The sequence below is a fragment of the Sphingomonas sp. 179-A 2A2 NHS genome (assembly GCF_045371305.1).
GTDB lineage: Bacteria > Pseudomonadota > Alphaproteobacteria > Sphingomonadales > Sphingomonadaceae > Sphingomonas.
The window spans coordinates 345445-362756 of the sequence record NZ_JBIQDE010000002.1; the positions used below are offsets into that span (position 1 = coordinate 345445).

The window sequence follows — 17312 nt, forward strand, 5'->3', positions numbered from 1 at the left end:
AACATTCGCTCCAACACGCACAGTCATCGGTCTCGCGCACGCGTGCGAAAAAACGCGCCAGAGCCTCAACTTCCTCAACATTCGCGTTGCATGCAGGCGGTCGGCAATCTGCTACCATCCCCGCATCCGCGACGAAGAAGGAGCGCCGATGACCACTGCACCCGACTGGCAAGCACGCGTCGGTGACGTCTGGGCAGCCGAGTGGCGCCGTACCGATCGGAGCTTCGCCGATCTCGCCAGGCAGCTGGACGCGGCGATCCTTGCCGTCGCTCCCACGCAAGGCCGCGTGGCCGATCTTGGATGCGGCGCCGGGGCGACCAGTCTGTCCCTGGCCGCCGCAAGGCCGCAGCTCGACGTATATGGCGTCGACCTGTCAGCCCCGCTGATAGACGTCGCGCGCAGCCGCGCCGCCGAAGAAGGTTTGCCCAACCTATCCTTCGCTGTCGGTGCCGTTCCTGAGGCGCTTCAGGCGCATCAGCCCTTCGATCTCGCCGTGTCGCGCCACGGCGTCATGTTCTTCGACGATCCGATCGGCGCCTTCCGCGGGATCGCGGCTGCGTTGAAATCCCGCGCTCCGCTCGTGTTCTCCTGCTTCCGCTCCTCGCAGGAGAATGCATGGGCCTCACGAACGATCGCCGCGATCGGCGGTCGCCTTGATCCGCCCGGCGATTATGCGCCGGGCCCGTTCGCCTTCGCCGATCCCGCTGTGATCCGCCGCATCCTGACCGGCGCGGGCTTTGACGATCCGTCGATCGTCGCCGCCGATTATGCCTATCACGCCGGCGCCGGCCCCGATCCGGCAGCGGACGGCGCCAGCTTCTTCCAGCGCATCGGCCCGGTCTCCCGCACCATCGCCGAGGCATCCGATGCCGATCGTCCGGCGTTACTGTCCCGATTGCACGCCGTTCTGGCTGAGCAGGTGAGGGGGAATGCGCTCGACTTTCCCGCTGCCGCCTGGCTGGTCACGGCGCGCGTTAGCGGGAGAGGCCAATGATCATCGTCCACCACCTCGAGGATTCCCGGTCGCAGCGCGTGCTGTGGATGCTCGAGGAACTGGGCCTGCCCTACGAGATCAAGCGTTATGAGCGCGACAAGAAGACGATGCTCGCGCCGCCCGAGCTGAAGCAGGTCCATCCGCTCGGCAAGTCACCGGTGATCGAGGATACCGACGACGGCAATCGCGTGATCGCGGAGACCGGTGCAATCGTCGAGTATCTCGTGGACAAGGCCGATGGACGCCTCGGCGCACCGGCGAACCGCAAGGGCGCGCTCGAATATCGTTACTGGCTACATTATGCGGAAGGCTCGCTCATGCCGCCGCTGTTGCTGAAGCTCGTGCTCGGCCGGATTCCCCTGTTCGGCAAGGCGGCGCTCAAGCGGATTCAGCCGATGATCGACGTCCATCTCGATTTCGTCGAGGCGCACCTCGCCACGCGCCCATGGCTTACCGGTGATGCGATGACTGCCGCCGACGTGATGATGAGCTTCCCCCTGGAGGCCGCCCGCAGCCGTGCCGGCCTCGACGCGTCACGCCCCGCCACCATCGCCTGGCTCGACAAGGTTCACGCCCGTCCTGCCTTCCAGCAGGCGCTGCGCAAGGGCGGCCCCTACGCTTATGCCTGATCGAGGAGCCGTTCGTAGAGCTTGATGTAATCGTCCGCCATCCGCTCAACGCTGAACCGTTCGGCGACCCGGGCGCGGCAGGCGGCGCGATCGATCTCGCCGACCCGCTCGATCGCCGCCACCGCTTCCTCGACAGTGTCGACCAGGAACCCGGTGACGCCATGCTCGATCAGCTCGGGCATCGATCCGCGGTTAAACGCGATCACCGGCGTCCCGCACGCCATCGCCTCGACAACGGAAAGCCCGAACGGTTCGTCGAACCCGATCAGGTGGAGGAGAGCACGAGCCTGCCCCAACGCCCGGACCCGTTCCTCTCCACCCACCACGCCCCGGAAGACCACGCGATCATCATCGATATGCGGCGCAACCTCGCGCTGGTGATAGTCATGGTCCTGCACCAATCCCGCCATGATCAACCGCCGATCCGCACCCTTCGCCGCGGAAATTGCATCATGCGGCCCCTTGTCCGGGTGAATCCGCCCGAAGAACAACAGGTCCTCGCTTCCCGCAGGATCAAAGGCGAACTCATTCACCGGAATGCCGTGATGGATCGTAGCGGCATAGCTGAGCGACGGATGCCGATCCGCGTCGCTGATCGAGACGTAATGCACGTGATCGTCATAGCGCTGGTACACCGGCACGATCCGTTCGGAGGAAAAGCCGTGGATCGTCGTCAGCATCGGCGTGTCGATCAGCCGCGACCAGGCGAGCGGCATGAAATCGGCCTGGTTGTGGATGAGGTCGAAATCGCCCGCGCGCTCGATGCAATGCGCGATGTGCATCGCCTCCCACACCTTGGCGTCGAGGTGCGGTGGCTCCGAATAGCCGCGCGGGGCGACGCCCTCCAATTTGCCGGCGGTGCGCGAATTCTGCGTGGCGAAAAGCGTGACGTCGACGCCGCGCGCGACCAGTGCCTCGGTCAAGAGGCTGGTCACCAATTCCCACGGGCCATAGCCGGTCGGCGGCGTCGGCCAGGAGATCGACGACAACATGGCAATGCGCATCAGGCGAGTAGCTCCACGACATAGGCTTCATCGGCACCGACCGTGCCGTCGAATGTGGTCCGCGTGCCGGTCGCGACGATGATCCGGCCGGGGCGGGTGGCATCGGGCAGCGCCACGCCGCGCGGCGTGCTGCCGAGGTTGAGGACGACCAGCAGCCGCTCGTCGCCGTGGCGGCGTTCGTAGGCGAGCACGTCGGGTGCGGCCGCGTGCAGCGTCATGCTGCCCAAGGACAATGCGGGGCTGGCACGCCGCGCGGCAAGCAGGCGGCGGTAGAGCCATAGCATCGAGGCCGGGTCCGCCTCCTCCGCGGCGACGTTTCGGGTGCGCCAGTCCGGGTGGAGCGGGAGCCACGGCTCGGCGGTCGAGAAGCCGGCGTTGGGCGAGGCATCCCATGCCATTGGGGTGCGCGAGCGGTCGCGGCCGAGCCCCATGCCGGGCTGGCGCAGGTCCTGCGGGTCGCGGATCCGGTCGGGCGGGATGTCAACCGTGCCGATGCCAAGCTCGTCACCCTGATAGAGCGTCGGGGTACCGCGCAGCGTCAGCAGCAGCATGGCGGCGACGCGTGCCTGTGCCTCGCCGATGCGTGCAGCGATGCGCGGCGCGTCGTGGCTGCCGATTACCCAGTTCGGCCAGCCGTGGTCCGGAATGGCGGCGTCGTATTCCGCGATCAGCCGCGCGAGGGTGTCGCGATCCCACGGATTTTCGATCAGTTCGAAATTGAAGGGCAGGTGGACGCCGGGCTCGGCGGTGCTGCCATACCAACGCATCAGGCGATCGCGCGGCAGGAAGATCTCACCCACCAGCAGCGTCTCGCCGTACGTGTCGGCGAGCTGGCGCATCGCGCGGGTCAAGGTGTGCGCCTCGGGCTGGTCGGTGGAATTGTGCTGGAGGACGCGCAGCTTCTCGGCCTGTCCTTCGTGCCAGTCGGGGTTGGCCGGATTGTCGGGCAGCCCTTCCGCCTTCACGATGTGCCACAGAACGTCGATGCGGAAGCCGTCGACGCCGCGGTCGAGCCAGAAGCGCAGCACATCGGTCATCGCCGCCGCGACCTCAGGATTGCGCCAGTTGAGGTCGGCCTGCTCCTTCAGAAATGTGTGAAGGTAATATTGGCCGGTCGCGGGATCGAACTCCCACGCTGGCCCGCCCATGTCGCTGATCCAGTTATTGGGTGGGCCACCCTCCGGTGCGGGATCGCGCCAGATATACCAGTCGCGCCGCGGGTTTTCGCGGCTGGAGCGGCTTTCGACGAACCAGGGATGCTGGGTCGAGGAATGGTTGGGGACGAAATCGAGCAGCAGCTTCAGCCCGCGCGCATGGACCGCGGCAAGCAGGCGGTCGAAGGCGGCGAGGTCGCCGAACATTGGCTCTACGCCGGTGTAATCGGCGACGTCATAGCCGAAGTCGGCCATTGGCGAGGGAAAGATCGGCGAGAGCCAGATCGCGTCGACGCCGAGCGAGGCGATATGATCGAGATGCGCCTCGATCCCCGCGAGGTCGCCGATGCCGTCGCCATCGCTGTCCGCGAAGGAGCGCGGATAGACCTGATAGATGACGCCGCGCTTCCACCAGGGCGCAGCGGGGGTGCCCTCGCTCATGCGGTTCGTAACGCCCCGGCAATGGATGGGTTCACGCGGGCGATGCCGGCGGCGGCAGCGGGCAACAAAAAAGGCCGGGGTTACCCCCGGCCTTTTTCGTTACGCGAACTGGAAAGCCCGGATCAGGCCGAAGCGACTTCCGCCACGTCGACCTTGATGCCCGCACCCATGGTGCTGGAGATCGCGACCTTGCGGACGTACTTGCCCTTGGCGCCGGCCGGCTTGGCCTTGACCACCGCATCGACCAGCGCGTCGAAGTTCGCGCGCAGGTCCTCGGCCGGGAAGCTCGCCTTGCCGATGCCGGAGTGGATGATACCGGCCTTTTCGACGCGATACTCGACCTGGCCACCCTTGGCCGCCTTCACTGCCTCGGCGACGTTCATCGTCACGGTGCCGAGCTTCGGGTTCGGCATCAGGCCCTTCGGACCCAGGACCTTACCGAGACGGCCGACGATACCCATCATGTCCGGGGTTGCGATGCAGCGATCGAAGTCGATCTTGCCGCCCTGGATGGTTTCCATCAGGTCTTCCGCACCGACGACGTCGGCGCCGGCCTCGCGGGCCTCGTCAGCCTTCGCGCCGCGGGCGAACACGCCGACGCGAACGGTCTTGCCGGTGCCCTTGGGCAGCGTGACGACGCCGCGGACCATCTGGTCAGCGTGACGCGGATCGACGCCGAGGTTCAGCGCGACTTCGATCGTCTCGTCGAACTTGGAGGTCGCACCCGACTTGGCGAGCTGGATCGCCTCGTCAACGCCGTGCAGCTTCTCGCGGTCGATCGTGATCGCCTTCTGCTTCTTCGTGAGCTTCGCCATGTTCTTAGCCCTCCACAACCTGGAGGCCCATCGCGCGAGCGGAGCCTTCGATGATCTTCGTTGCTGCGTCGATGTCGTTCGCGTTCAGGTCCTTCATCTTGACCTGGGCGATTTCCGACAGCTGCGAGCGCTTGATGGTTCCCGCGCTGGTCTTGCCCGGCTCCTTCGAGCCCGACTTCAGGTTCAGCGCCTTCTTGATGAGGAAGGTCGCCGGCGGCGTCTTCGTCTCGAAGCTGAACGAGCGGTCGGCGTAGACGGTGATGACGGTGGGGAGGGGCGAACCCTTTTCCATGTCAGCGGTCTGCGCGTTGAACGCCTTGCAGAACTCCATGATGTTCACGCCGCGCTGACCCAGCGCCGGGCCGATCGGCGGCGACGGGTTTGCAGCGCCGGCAGGCACCTGCAGCTTGATATAGCCTGTGATTTTCTTCGCCATGTCACTCTCTTTAAGTTTAGCGGTCGTCGCGGGCGCGTTGCCGCACCCTCCCGCAAGCGTTCCAGCGATTTACCTGGAAGAGCGCGCGCATAGCGGGGTCGCGCGGGAAAATCCAGTCCCGTGCACGACCCGCGCTGCGCCGCCTGCGTGGCCGGTCAGGTCATCGCCATGAGGCTGGCATTGCCGCCCGCCGCGGTGGTGTTGATCGAGGTGGAAACCTCCTCGACCAGCCATTCGAGGCGATAGTCATTCGCCTGCGTCAGCACGATCGGGCCGTCGAGCGCGGCGAGTCGCTGCTGCAGGCCCTGCACACGCGCCGCGTCGCCCTCGATCAGCGCGCCGGCATAGGGACCATCGTTCGCCCAGTCGCTGGTCCAGCGGACGCGCGCCGCGATCGGCGCAGGCAGATCGGTGCGGAGCGCCGAGTCCACCACCAGATCGTTACCGGTGGCGAGCGCGGCGGCGAGCTGCGCCATCAGCCCGGCGCTGGTTTCCGGCAGCAGCAGGATGCGGCCGCGCGGGTGGAGGGCATAAAGGTTGCGCTCACCCACCGGGCCGTCGAGCTCCGCCTCGAGGCCGAGCGGGGAGGTGGCGGCGATGTCGCGGGCGTGCGCGGCGCCTGCGGTGTCGCCGTGCTGTTCGAGCCAGAGTGCGAGGTCGCGGGTGGCCGCATCCGTGGCGGTCGAGGTGCCCGCGGGCGCCTCGATCGCGCCTCGCACCAGGCGGCCGAGATAAAGCGGTCCGCCCGCCTTGGGCCCGGTGCCCGACAGACCGCGCCCACCAAAGGGCTGAACGCCGACGATCGCGCCGATGACGTTGCGGTTGATGTAGAGATTGCCTGCCTTCACCCGCGCGGTGACATGGGCGATCGTCTCGTCGAGGCGGGTGTGGAGGCCAAAGGTCAGGCCGTAGCCGGTGGCGTTGATGCGATCGATCAGCGCGTCGAGCCCGCTGCGCTTGTAGCGGATGACGTGGAGCACCGGGCCGAACACCTCGCGCTCCAGCTCGGCGATGTCGGGCAGCTCGACGATCGTGGGGGCGACGAAGGTGCCGTTGGCGGTCGCTTCGCCGAGCGGGAGCGAATCTACCTTGTGCCCGCGATCGCGCATCGCCGCGATGTGGCGAGTGATGTTGCCTTGCGCCTCGGCGGTGATGACCGGGCCGATGTCGACCGCCAGCCGGTCGGTGCGGCCGATGCGCAGCTCCTGCAGCGCGCCGCGCAGCATGGTGAGGATACGGTCGGCGACCTCCTCCTGCAGGCACAGGATGCGCAGCGCCGAGCAACGCTGGCCGGCGCTGTCGAAGGCGGAGGCGATGACGTCTGCCACCACCTGTTCGGCGAGCGCGGAGCTGTCGACGATCATGGCGTTCTGGCCGCCCGTCTCGGCGATGAGCGGGATCGGCGCGCCATCGGGCGAGACGCGGGTGGCGAGCTCGCGCTGGATGAGGCGGGCGACTTCGGTCGAGCCGGTGAACATCACTGCGGCAGTCTCCGGCGCGGCAACCAGCGCGGCACCGATCGATCCGTCGCCGGGAACGAGCTGAAGCGCGTCGGTGGGGACGCCGGCCGCGTGGAGGATCGCGACGGCCTGCGCGGCGATCAGCGGGGTTTCCTCGGCCGGCTTCGCCAGCACGGTGTTGCCTGCGACGAGCGCGGCGGAGACCTGCCCGGTGAAGATCGCCAGCGGGAAGTTCCACGGGCTGATGCAGGTGACGGTGCCGAGCGGCTGGTGTGCGGGGCCGAAGCTGCGGCGGGCCTGGTCGGCGTAATAGCGCAGGAAGTCGATCGCCTCGCGCACCTCGCCGATCGCATTGGGGACGGACTTGCCGGCCTCGCGCACGGTCAGGCCGATCAGCTCGGCCATGCGCGCCTGCATCGTGTCGGCGGCGCGATCGAGGATGGCCGCGCGGTCGGCGGGGGAGGTGGCGGCCCATGACTGGGCGGCGGCAGCGGCGGTGCGCGCGGCGGCCCATGCCTGCTCGGGGCTTGCCTCGACGACGGTGCCGACGGTGTCGCGGTGGTCGGCGGGGTTCAGCACGGGGCGGGGCGTGCCCTGACCATCGGCGGGGGCGGCGCGCCAGTTGCCGTACGCGCCGGCCTGCATCGTCTCGCCCAGCGCGGCGAGCGTGCGTTCGTCGGTGAGGTCGAGGCCGTCCGAATTGCAGCGGCGGGGGTAGAGATCGGCCGGGAGCGCGATCGCGGCGTGCTTTTGCCCCGGCGTATCGGTCGCGCGGACGACCGCGACCGGATCGGCGACGAGATCGGCGACCGACACCTCGGGATCGGCGATGCGGTTGACGAACGAGCTGTTCGCGCCGTTTTCCAGCAAGCGGCGGACGAGATAGGCGAGCAACGTCTCGTGCGTGCCGACCGGCGCGTAGATGCGGCAGGGGCGGTTCAGCTTGTCCGCGCCAACCACCTCATCATACAGCGGCTCGCCCATGCCGTGGAGGCATTGGAACTCATAATCGCCGATGGTGAAGTCGGGGCCGGCCATGGCGTGGACGGTGGCCAGCGTCTGCGCATTGTGGGTGGCGAATTGCGGAAACACCACATCGCGGTTCGCCAGCAGGCGGCGGGCGCAGGCGAGGTAGGATACGTCGGTGTGGATCTTGCGCGTGTAGACGGGGAAATCCGCCTGCCCATCGACCTGCGCGCGCTTGATCTCGGCGTCCCAATAGGCGCCCTTGACCAGCCGGACCATGATGCGGCGGTCGGCGCGGCGGGCGAGGTCGACGATCCAGTCGATGACGAACGGGCAGCGCTTGCCATAGGCCTGGATGACGAAGCCGAGGCCGTTCCAGCCGGCGAGAGCGGGATCGAGCGCCAGGCTTTCGAGGAGGTCGAGCGAGAGTTCGAGGCGGTCCGCCTCCTCCGCGTCGATGTTGAAGCCGATGTCATAGCCACGGGCGATCAGCGCGAGGGCGCGGACCTTGGGCAGCAGCTCGGCCACTACGCGGTCGGCCTGCGCGCGGGCGTAGCGGGGGTGGAGGGCGGACAGCTTGATCGAGATTCCGGGGCCGACATAGATGCCGCGGCCAGCGGAGGCCTTGCCGATCGCGTGCACCGCGGTTTCATAGTCGCGATAATAGCGATCGGCGTCGGCGGCGGTGGTCGCGGCCTCGCCCAACATGTCGTAGCTGTAGCCGAAGCCGCGTGCCTCGAGCGGGCGGGCGCGCTTCAGCGCTTCGTCGATCGTCTCGCCAGTGACGAACTGTTCGCCCATCATGCGCATCGCCATGTCGACACCGCGGCGGATCACCGGTTCGCCGGCCCGGGCAATGAGGCGGGTCAGCGCGGCGGCGAGCCCGCGGTCGTTGACGCTGTTGGTGAGCTTGCCCGTCACCACCAGGCCCCAGGTGGCGGCGTTGACGAAGAGGGAGCGGCCGTCGCCGATGTGGCTGCGCCAGTCACCGCCGGCGATCTTGTCGCGGATCAGCGCGTCGCGGGTTTCGTCGTCGGGGATGCGGAGGAGGGCTTCGGCGAGGCACATCAAGGCGACGCCTTCCTGGCTGGACAGGGCATATTCCTGGACGAGGCCCTCGACACCGGTGCCCTTGTGCTTGGCCCGCAGCGCCGTGATCAGCTTCGTCGCTGTCGCCAGCGCTTGCGCCTTCACCGCATCGGGTAGCGTCGCCTCGTCGAGCAGCGGCGCCAGCGCCTCCGGCTCCGGGCGGCGGGTGGCGGCGGTGATCGCGGCGCGAAGCGGCGTCGCGGGGCGGATCGGCGGGGCGAAATCGGCGAACAGCGGTTCCATGGCCGCAGATATAGCGATTCCGCCACAGGCCATCCGACTTTTGATCGCGGCCGTCGCAGGCTATTTAGCCTGGCACCGGAATGTAGGACAGGCCAAATGGACGAGATCGACGCGTTTGACCGGAAAATCATCGCGGTGCTGGAGAAGGACGGGCGGCTTTCCGTCACCGAGCTGGCGAAGCGGGTGGGCCTGTCCAAGACACCGTGCCAGACGCGGCTGAAGCGGCTGACCGACCGCGGCTATATCCGCGGGTTCAAGGCCGTCGTGGACCCGGAAAAGCTGGGCCTTGGCCATGTCGCCTTCACCGAGGTGAAACTGTCCGACACGCGGGAGGCGGCGCTGGCGGAATTCCGCCGCGGCGTGCTGGCCATCCCCCAGGTGGAGGAATGCCACATGATCGCCAGCAGCTTCGACTATCTGCTGAAGATCCGCACCAGCGACATCCGCCAGTATCGCGACGTGCTGGGGGAGCGGATCTCAACGCTGCCGCATGTCGCCAGCACCTCCACCTTCGTGGTGATGGAGACGATCAGGGAAGGAGGGTTCTAGCCGGCCGCGGTGAGCGGGGCGGTGGCGGCAGCAGCGGCATCGCGCTGCGCCGCGGTTGCGGCCTCGCGCTCGTGACGCTGGACGGCGACCCGCTCGGCGCGCTCGGCCATGGTTTCCCACGCACGCGCGGCGCGTTCGCAGCGATCGCGCACATTGGCGAGCGTTGCGCCCTTCGCATTGGCCATTTCGGTCGCGGCGCGGGCCCGGTACATGGTTGCATCATCGGCCATCGGGGGAAGCTCCTTGGTTCGAGGATCCGCGGGCCGGCACCATTGCCGGCCCACGCGGCAACGGGAGGGTTACTCCGCGGCTTCGAGCGAGACCGCGCTGGTCCGCCCGCGGCGATCATTTTCCAGCTCGTAGCTGACCCGCTGGTTCTGGTTCAGCGTAACAAAGCCGGCACGCTCCACCGCGGAAATATGGACGAACGCATCCGCGCCGCCATTGTCGGGAGCAATAAAGCCAAAGCCCTTGTCAGCGTTGAAGAACTTGACGGTGCCAAGATTAGCCATGTGTATTTTCCTTCTTGTTTCGGACGGGGGCCGACGACCGGTACGCCCCGGTGCCGCGGCAGCAGGGAAAGAAGGAAGAAGGTGCCGCAAAGCGCCAAAGACCGTCGATTTGCGAACGTAGCTTTACCTATATAGGCGCATCGGCCGGAAATAGCGAATCGGACGCCTCCGCCCACCGCCGCTGACGCTCCGCCAGCCGCATCGCCGCCCCCGCAAAGAAGCCCTCGCGTCGATCCGCGAGCAGATCGAGCGTCGTATCGTCGAGATATTCGGGAGGGGGGCCGATCGCCGCCTCCTCCGCCGGGGTGAGCGTGCGGCAATAATCGGGATGATCGGGCGTATGCTCCTCATCGCCATCGAAATCGTCGGGCGGGGGAAAGCGGGTGAGCCATTCCTGCTGATCCTCGTCCCACCACAACAGGGTTTCGGGCTCGATCGGGCCGTCGCCATCGCCGTCGAGCAGGTCAGTCTCCCGCGAATGTTGAGGAAGTTGAGGCGCTGGCGCGTTTTCGCCGGCGAGCGGATCGGTGTCTGCGGCGGGATCGGACGGGACGGCGAGGCGGAGCAGGCCGGCGGCCTCGGCGCGGGCCCATTGCTCCGCGGTCCATTCGCCGCGCCGGGCGGGATCGAGATCATCGACCGGCACCTCGCCGGCGGTGGCGATGCCGGTGCGCGCGAGGCGATCGGCGGTGGCGAGCGCATAGATGGGCGCGAGATCGGCGGTGTCGCCCGCCTCGTCACCATCATCGCCGATGAGGCCGCCGCAGCGCCGGGCGAGGAACAGGCCGGCGCGCGCCGGGCCTTCATCGCGGCCGACGAGATCGAGATAGGCGTGGAATTCCTGCGCCACGAGCCGCGCGGCCTTCACATCCGCATCGGGCGCGGCCTCCACCTGGCGATCGAGCCGGGCGAGCAGCGACATGGCGAGGCGATTGTCGTGCCGGTGGCGGGTGACGTGGGTGCCGTCGGCGCGGACATAGGTATCGACCTGGCCTTCAAGGGCGCGGACGAGCAGCGTTTCGGCGATCGCCTCCCGCGCGACGAGCGAGGCGGCGCGCCAGCCGAGCGCGAAGGCGGCGCCCTTGGGCGTGCGGCGGAAGGCATAGGCGGACGCGACCGACAGGCCGACGCGGCGGCACGCGGCCTCCACGCCATGCCCTTCGCCGATCGCCTCGAGGAAGCGGCGCTGGTTGGCGGCGGACCAGCCATCGGCACGGCGCGAGACACGGCCGAACGGCTCCTCCGCATCGGGATCGGGGAGGAAGGTTTCGTCCGGCAGCGCGGGCGGGGCGGGGAGCGCGGCGATGGCGGGCTCCGGCGCGGCGGGCGCGTCGATGATGGCGGCGGCGGGGGAGAGGCTGGCGGGGGCCTTGCGGCGGCTCATCGTGCTTCTCCCGTGCTGAGTGGCTGCCCGGTTGGGGGAGCGGCGGGGCGGGGGTGGCCGGGATCGATGCAGGGCGGTGGCAGGGTGAAGGAGGCGGCGCGTTCCAGCCGGCGGCGATCGTGCGCGATGCTGCGGAACAGCGCGTCGGTGGCGGCGCGGTTGGCGGCGACGTTCGGCGGGGTTTCGGGGCGGGTGCCGATCAGGCGCGCATCAAGCAGCGCTTGCCAGTGGCGGACGGCATCGAGGCTGGTGTCGCTGATGGGCGCGTGGGTGGGAAAGGGAGGGATGGCGGCAGGATGCGGCATCGACTTCGTCCTCGCGGGTGATCGCTGGACGGGGGAGTTATACCGAAAAGGGGGTTGTAGGACAGCGCGCGCGGCGTGCGCCGCGAGGGCGTAGCAAAGCTACGCACGAGCGCACCCGGCGCGGCCACGGCCAAGGGCACCCCGCAAAGTAGTACTTTGCGGGGACCCCGCCAGCGGCGCTCAAGCGCCGACTGACGACGCGGCTTTGCCGCGGCGGGGTGTTCCCGTTCCCTTTGTAGGGGTCATTCCCGCGAAGGCGGGAATCCATAAACGCCAGCGCTCACGATCGCCGGGGTTCGGAGGTTTTGGATCCCCGCCTGCGCGGGGATGACGAGTGAGTGACGCCGAAACGGTGCGGCCACATTGACCGTCAACAATCCGTAGCTACATATTTTCCGATTTGGAGATCAGCTTCGACCCGGAGAAGCGCGCTAGGACGCTGCACGAGCGCGGGCTGGACTTTGCGCAGGCGGAGCAGGTGTTCGCCGGGCCGGCATTTACGCAGGCGGACGAACGGTTCGACTATCGGAGCCGAGGTTCGTCACTTTCGGCCTGCTTGACGGCCGGATGATCGTCATCGTCTGGACCGCCACCAGCGGGGGACGGCGCATTATTTCGATGAGGAAGGCCAATGAACGCGAACAAGCCCGATATCGGCAGCGATTGGGTTGATCCCGACGACGCACCGGAGTGGACGGAGGAAATGTTCGAGACCGCCGAATTCTCGATCGGCGGGAAGGTCGTGCGCCCCGCGACGGGCTATCTTGGCCGGACCGGCGTCGTGCGCGGCCGCCCGCCGCTGCGCGGCGCGGCGAAGCGGCAAGTGACGCTGCGGCTCGATCCCGACGTGATCGAGAAGTTTCGCGAGGGCGGGCCGGGGTGGCAGGCGCGGATGAACGAGGCGCTGCGGAAGGCGGTGGGGTTGGGTTGATTAGAACAATGTTGGTTGAACCGTTGGCTTCATACGGACCACGCCGATGATCATCCATACGTCCGGATAAGCTGAGTGAGTGCCCATCGCGAGGGCCATGCCGCCTGAAGGATACTCCTTCCCGTAACGTTCAGCCATGAGCTCCAGAGTTCGCCGTTCCCCGTATTTTCGCTGCCAATTTATAAAGGTCTGCTCGACCTCCCAGTCATGACATCTGCATTCGTGAGGTCCATCGTTGTCGCGATACTTGTAGTAGAACTCGTAAGGTGCCGGGGGTAGTGGCTTAAGAGGCTTGCTGTTGAACATGTCGGGTTGACTAGCCAGTCGCCTGTAAGCGGACAAGCGATCCGCTATGGCATCATCCGAACGCGCGCGCCAAAAGAACTCTACGTCGCTCGGCTTTATAAGGGCTAGGCTGCGACCTTCTGAGCGCTCTCTTTTAGTACTATCTACAAGCGCCTTCTCTATGAACGCTGTTCTATTTTGAGGCTTCAACTCGCCCAGCAACTCAATCGAATCTTGATCGACATTTCGAGACTCAAATCGTCGATCCTTGTTCGGAGGCACCATCCTGAGTTGGACGCCGACTCTGCTCCATCTTGTAAAGCGCTGATCACCCGACAGCATTCGGAAAGTGATGGGGTAGAGCCTGAACCATTGCCTATTATCGTCCAAAGCTGCCACGCATACAGTCTCACCGTGCTTATCGCCGACCTGCGGCAATGCTTTGGCGATTATGTGAACCTCAGCACGGTGCGATCGCGACTGTTCCATGGCCCTTCGGTGTTCCTCTCTCAGTCGAGCGCCCTACCTTCTGAACGCCTAAATGACGTATCTGAAAGGCATAAAGCTCGGACATTGCGTTCGCTACAATCGTTCGATGGCAATGTCTGCTGTCCCGTTCATAACATAGCAGCACAGATCGAACGCTCTTCGCAACTTCCACCGCCGACTTCAAAGCTTCTTGTCCAGCATCAAGTGTCAAATGTTTTTCATAGATCGCCCGGAATGCATCAAACTGTCCTGCTCGTGCAGCCTCGCGGCCCGGCTTGGGATCGCCGAGCGCCTTGTAATGCACATAGCTTACACCCTGGTCGTGAAGGGCGCTTGCGAGGATATTCTTCGAAAAGCCTGGACGCCTGGACACAGGAACATCCCGAATATCAATTACTTGCTTTACGCCAGCAAGGTCCAGCGTGGCCAAAAAATCAGCGATTGAAGCACCTTCGTAGCCGATCGTAGCGAGCATAGTCATAAGCCGTTCCCCTTGGCGCCCGTTTGGGCGCGCAATGAGTCGAGATTATGCCCGTCGTCAATCAACGACGATCACTCCGCCGCCACAGCCTCCCGCTTCCCCAGCAACGGCGCCAGATACTTGCCCGTAAATGATCGCGGTTCCGCCGCCACCACCTCCGGCGTGCCTTCGGCGACGATCTCGCCGCCCTTGACGCCGCCTTCGGGGCCCAGGTCCAGCACCCAGTCGGCGGTCTTGATGACGTCCAGGTTGTGCTCGATCACCACCACGGTGTTGCCCTGTTCGACGAGGGCGTGGAGCACTTCGAGGAGCTTGCGCACGTCCTCGAAATGCAGGCCCGTGGTCGGCTCGTCGAGGATGTAGAGCGTGTTGCCGGTGGCGCGGCGGGAGAGTTCCTTGGCGAGCTTCACGCGCTGCGCCTCGCCGCCGGACAGCGTCGTCGCCTGCTGGCCGACCTTGATATAGCCGAGGCCCACCTCGACCAGCATCGCCATCCTGTCGCGGATCGGGGGGACGGCCTTGAAGAACTCCGCCGCGTCCTCGACCGTCATGTCGAGCACGTCGGCGATCGAGTGGCCCTTGAACTTCACCTCCAGCGTCTCGCGATTGTAGCGCGCGCCGTGGCACACGTCGCAGGTGACGTACACGTCGGGGAGGAAGTGCATCTCGATCTTGAGCACGCCATCGCCCTGGCACGCCTCGCACCGGCCGCCCTTGACGTTGAACGAGAAGCGGCCGGGCTTGTAGCCGCGCGCCTGCGCCTCCGGCAGGCCGGCGAACCAGTCGCGGATCTGGGTGAAGGCGCCGGTATAGGTCGCCGGGTTCGAGCGCGGGGTGCGGCCGATCGGCGACTGATCGATGTCGATCACCTTGTCGAGATGCTGCAGCCCGGTGACCTTGTCGTGCTTGCCGGCGAGGATGCGCGCGCCGTTCAACTGGCGCGCGGCGGCGGCGTAGAGCGTGTCGATGGTGAAGCTGGACTTGCCCGAGCCGGAGACGCCGGTGATGCAGGTGAAGGTGCCGAGCGGGATCGAGGCGGTGACGCCGGTGAGGTTGTTGGCGGTGGCGTTGTGCACCGTCAGCTTCTTGCCCGAGCCCTTGCGGCGCTTGGCCGGCACGGGGACCTCGCGCGTGCCGTTGAGGTAATCGGCGGTGACGCTGCCCTTCGACTTGAGGAGCTGCTTGAGCGTGCCTTGGGCCACGATCTGCCCGCCGTGGACGCCGGCGCCGGGGCCCATGTCGATCACGTAATCGGCGGTGCGGATCGCATCCTCGTCATGCTCGACGACGAGCACGGTGTTGCCGAGATCGCGCAGGCGGCGCAGCGTGGCGAGCAGCATGTCGTTGTCACGCTGATGCAGGCCGATCGAGGGTTCGTCGAGGACGTAGAGGACGCCGGAGAGGCCGCTGCCGATCTGCGAGGCGAGGCGGATGCGCTGGCTTTCGCCGCCGGAGAGCGTGCCGGACGTGCGATCGAGGTTGAGATAATCGAGGCCGACGTTGTTGAGGAAGCCGAGGCGCTCGACGATTTCCTTCAGGATGCGCTCGGCAATGGCGCGCTGCTGGTCGTTGAGGTGATTGGGGAGGTCGGTGAAGAAGGCGAGCGCGTCGACCACCGAGAGGTGGGTCGCGTGACTGATGTCCTGCATCGCGACCTTTACCGCCAGCGCCTCGGGCTTCAGGCGGGCGCCGTGGCAGACCTCGCACGGCTGGGACGACTGGTACTTGCCGAGCTCCTCCTTCATCCACGCGCTCTCGGTCTGGAGCATGCGGCGATTGAGATTGCCGATGACGCCCTCAAACGGCTTGCTGACGTCGTAGCTCTTCTTGCCGTCGATGAAGGTGAGGGTGACCGCCTTTCCCTTGGTGCCGTGGAGGATGATGTTCCGCACCTCCTCCGGAAGCTCGGCCCAGGGGGTGTCGAGGCTGAAATCATAGGCGCGGGCGAGGGAGCCGAGCACTTGCATGTAATAGGGTGAGGGCGGGTTGGACTTCGCCCAGGGGACGACGGCGCCCTTCTTGATGGTGAGCGCGTGGTTGGGGACGACGAGATCCTCGTCGAAGATCAGCTTTTCGCCGAGGCCGTCACAGGCCGGGCAGGCGCCCTGGGGGGCGTTGAAGGAGAAGAGGCGCGGCTCGATCTCGGCGATGGTGAAGCCGCTGACCGGGCAGGCGAACTTTTCGGAGAAGACGATGCGGTTGGCGGGGATGCCGGCGTTCTTCATCGCGCCGCCCGACGCGGCCTCATCCTCGCGCCCCGGGACGACGCCGTCGGCGAGATCGACGTACGCGAGGCCGTCGGCGAGCTTCAGCGCGGTTTCGAAACTGTCCGCGAGGCGCGTCGCGATGTCCGCGTTCACCGCGAGGCGATCGACCACGACCTCGATGTCATGCTTGTACTTCTTGTCGAGCGCGGGCGCGTCCTCGATCTCGTGGATCTCGCCGTCGATCCGTACGCGGGTGAAGCCGGCCTTCTGCCACTCGGCCATTTCCTTGCGATACTCACCCTTGCGGCCACGCACGACGGGGGCGAGGAGGTAGAGCCGCGTGCCTTCGGGCAGCGCCATGACGCGGTCGACCATCTGGCTGACCGTCTGCGCCGCGATCGGCTCCCCGGTGACGGGGCTGTAGGGCACGCCGACGCGCGCCCAGAGGAGGCGCATGTAATCGTATATCTCGGTCACGGTCGCGACCGTGGAGCGCGGGTTGCGGCTGGTCGTCTTCTGCTCGATCGAGATGGCCGGCGAGAGCCCCTCGATATGATCGACGTCCGGCTTCTGCATCAGTTCGAGGAACTGGCGGGCGTAGGCGGAGAGCGACTCGACGTAGCGGCGCTGACCCTCGGCATAGATGGTGTCGAACGCGAGACTCGACTTGCCCGAGCCGGAGAGGCCGGTGATCACCGTCAGCGTATCCCGGGGGATATCGACGCTTACGTCCTTGAGATTGTGCTCGCGCGCGCCGCGGACGGAGATGTGAGTCAGCATGCGTTTAGTTCTACTTCCGTTCCGGTCGGGAGGATAGACCGGAGATGTAGGAAGCGGGCAGCGGGGTTGCGAGTGGAGCGATGCAGGCGAGTTAGAACGTTGCCGTGCGGCATGGTGAACCGGCCGTACTACAGCGCCAATCTGAACGTGCTGCGCGA

Annotated in this window: 17 protein-coding genes; 5 read left to right on the forward strand and 12 right to left on the reverse strand. The window is 66.6% G+C overall.

Going from position 1 to position 17312, the window contains the following annotated elements; all coding sequences use genetic code 11:
• The first annotated feature begins 148 nt into the window (after positions 1–148).
• Positions 149–994 (forward strand): trans-aconitate 2-methyltransferase, encoded by an 846-nt coding sequence (locus ACH0AE_RS04860; RefSeq protein ID WP_294443498.1) that lies wholly within the window; start codon positions 149–151, stop codon positions 992–994.
• Complete coding sequence (locus ACH0AE_RS04865) at positions 991–1623, forward strand: glutathione S-transferase family protein (protein ID WP_294443499.1); 633 nt, start codon at positions 991–993, stop codon at positions 1621–1623. Before ACH0AE_RS04860 ends, ACH0AE_RS04865 begins: the two co-directional genes overlap by 4 nt.
• Here the strand turns inward: ACH0AE_RS04865 and ACH0AE_RS04870 are convergent.
• From ACH0AE_RS04870 to putA, 5 genes are all read right to left on the reverse strand, one after another.
• Positions 1614–2627 (reverse strand): glycosyltransferase family 4 protein, encoded by a 1014-nt coding sequence (locus tag ACH0AE_RS04870; RefSeq protein ID WP_294443501.1) that lies wholly within the window; start codon positions 2625–2627, stop codon positions 1614–1616. The two genes, ACH0AE_RS04865 and ACH0AE_RS04870, sit on opposite strands and share 10 nt — an antisense overlap.
• Positions 2627–4222 (reverse strand): alpha-amylase family glycosyl hydrolase, encoded by a 1596-nt coding sequence (locus ACH0AE_RS04875; protein WP_294443502.1) that lies wholly within the window; start codon positions 4220–4222, stop codon positions 2627–2629. Before ACH0AE_RS04875 ends, ACH0AE_RS04870 begins: the two co-directional genes overlap by 1 nt.
• 122 nt (positions 4223–4344) lie before the next feature.
• Entirely contained in the window at positions 4345–5037 is a 693-nt protein-coding gene (gene rplA, locus ACH0AE_RS04880; protein WP_227771687.1) for a 50S ribosomal protein L1, read from the reverse strand.
• Positions 5038–5041: 4 nt separating this feature from the next.
• Positions 5042–5473, reverse strand: a complete 432-nt coding sequence (gene rplK, locus ACH0AE_RS04885; RefSeq protein ID WP_227771686.1) for a 50S ribosomal protein L11 — start codon at positions 5471–5473, stop codon at positions 5042–5044.
• Positions 5474–5628: 155 nt separating this feature from the next.
• Complete coding sequence (gene putA / locus ACH0AE_RS04890) at positions 5629–9231, reverse strand: trifunctional transcriptional regulator/proline dehydrogenase/L-glutamate gamma-semialdehyde dehydrogenase (RefSeq protein ID WP_294443503.1); 3603 nt, start codon at positions 9229–9231, stop codon at positions 5629–5631.
• A gap of 96 nt (positions 9232–9327) precedes the next feature.
• Here putA and ACH0AE_RS04895 point away from each other — a divergent pair, with 96 nt between their 5' ends.
• Positions 9328–9780 (forward strand): Lrp/AsnC family transcriptional regulator, encoded by a 453-nt coding sequence (locus ACH0AE_RS04895; RefSeq protein ID WP_294443504.1) that lies wholly within the window; start codon positions 9328–9330, stop codon positions 9778–9780.
• On the opposite strand, the gene ACH0AE_RS04900 is transcribed toward ACH0AE_RS04895, so the two are convergent.
• The 4 genes from ACH0AE_RS04900 to ACH0AE_RS04915 all read right to left on the reverse strand — a co-directional run bounded on the left by ACH0AE_RS04900 (position 9777) and on the right by ACH0AE_RS04915 (position 11981).
• The gene (locus ACH0AE_RS04900; protein ID WP_294443505.1) at positions 9777–10010 is read right to left on the reverse strand and encodes a hypothetical protein; all 234 of its coding nucleotides are present in this window, start codon (positions 10008–10010) and stop codon (positions 9777–9779) included. The genes ACH0AE_RS04895 and ACH0AE_RS04900 overlap by 4 nt on opposite strands.
• Positions 10011–10079: 69 nt before the next feature.
• Complete coding sequence (locus ACH0AE_RS04905; RefSeq protein ID WP_227771683.1) at positions 10080–10292, reverse strand: cold-shock protein; 213 nt, start codon at positions 10290–10292, stop codon at positions 10080–10082.
• 127 nt (positions 10293–10419) lie between these two features.
• A complete protein-coding gene (locus tag ACH0AE_RS04910) occupies positions 10420–11676 on the reverse strand; it encodes a hypothetical protein (RefSeq protein ID WP_294443506.1) in 1257 nt (418 codons plus the stop codon).
• Positions 11673–11981, reverse strand: a complete 309-nt coding sequence (locus ACH0AE_RS04915; protein WP_294443507.1) for a hypothetical protein — start codon at positions 11979–11981, stop codon at positions 11673–11675. The genes ACH0AE_RS04910 and ACH0AE_RS04915 overlap by 4 nt, the downstream gene beginning before the upstream one ends.
• A gap of 567 nt (positions 11982–12548) precedes the next feature.
• Between ACH0AE_RS04915 and ACH0AE_RS04920 the strand changes: the two genes are divergently transcribed.
• Both ACH0AE_RS04920 and ACH0AE_RS04925 read left to right on the forward strand, forming a co-directional pair.
• The gene (locus ACH0AE_RS04920) at positions 12549–12653 is read left to right on the forward strand and encodes a hypothetical protein (protein ID WP_294443508.1); all 105 of its coding nucleotides are present in this window, start codon (positions 12549–12551) and stop codon (positions 12651–12653) included.
• Positions 12613–12912: a BrnA antitoxin family protein gene (locus tag ACH0AE_RS04925; RefSeq protein WP_294443509.1), complete on the forward strand. Its 300-nt coding sequence runs from the start codon at positions 12613–12615 to the stop codon at positions 12910–12912. Before ACH0AE_RS04920 ends, ACH0AE_RS04925 begins: the two co-directional genes overlap by 41 nt.
• On the opposite strand, the gene ACH0AE_RS04930 is transcribed toward ACH0AE_RS04925, so the two are convergent.
• The 3 genes from ACH0AE_RS04930 to uvrA all read right to left on the reverse strand — a co-directional run bounded on the left by ACH0AE_RS04930 (position 12913) and on the right by uvrA (position 17154).
• On the reverse strand, positions 12913–13686 hold the full coding sequence (locus ACH0AE_RS04930) for a hypothetical protein (RefSeq protein ID WP_406875497.1): 774 nt from the start codon (positions 13684–13686) through the stop codon (positions 12913–12915).
• Positions 13658–14167, reverse strand: coding sequence for a DUF488 family protein (locus ACH0AE_RS04935; protein WP_406875498.1), 510 nt, complete (start codon positions 14165–14167; stop codon positions 13658–13660). The genes ACH0AE_RS04930 and ACH0AE_RS04935 overlap by 29 nt, the downstream gene beginning before the upstream one ends.
• Before the next feature lie 71 nt (positions 14168–14238).
• Positions 14239–17154 carry an excinuclease ABC subunit UvrA gene (gene uvrA / locus ACH0AE_RS04940; protein ID WP_406875499.1) on the reverse strand — a complete coding sequence of 972 codons (2916 nt, stop codon included), beginning with the start codon at positions 17152–17154 and terminating at the stop codon, positions 14239–14241.
• Between the last annotated feature and the right edge of the window lie 158 nt (positions 17155–17312).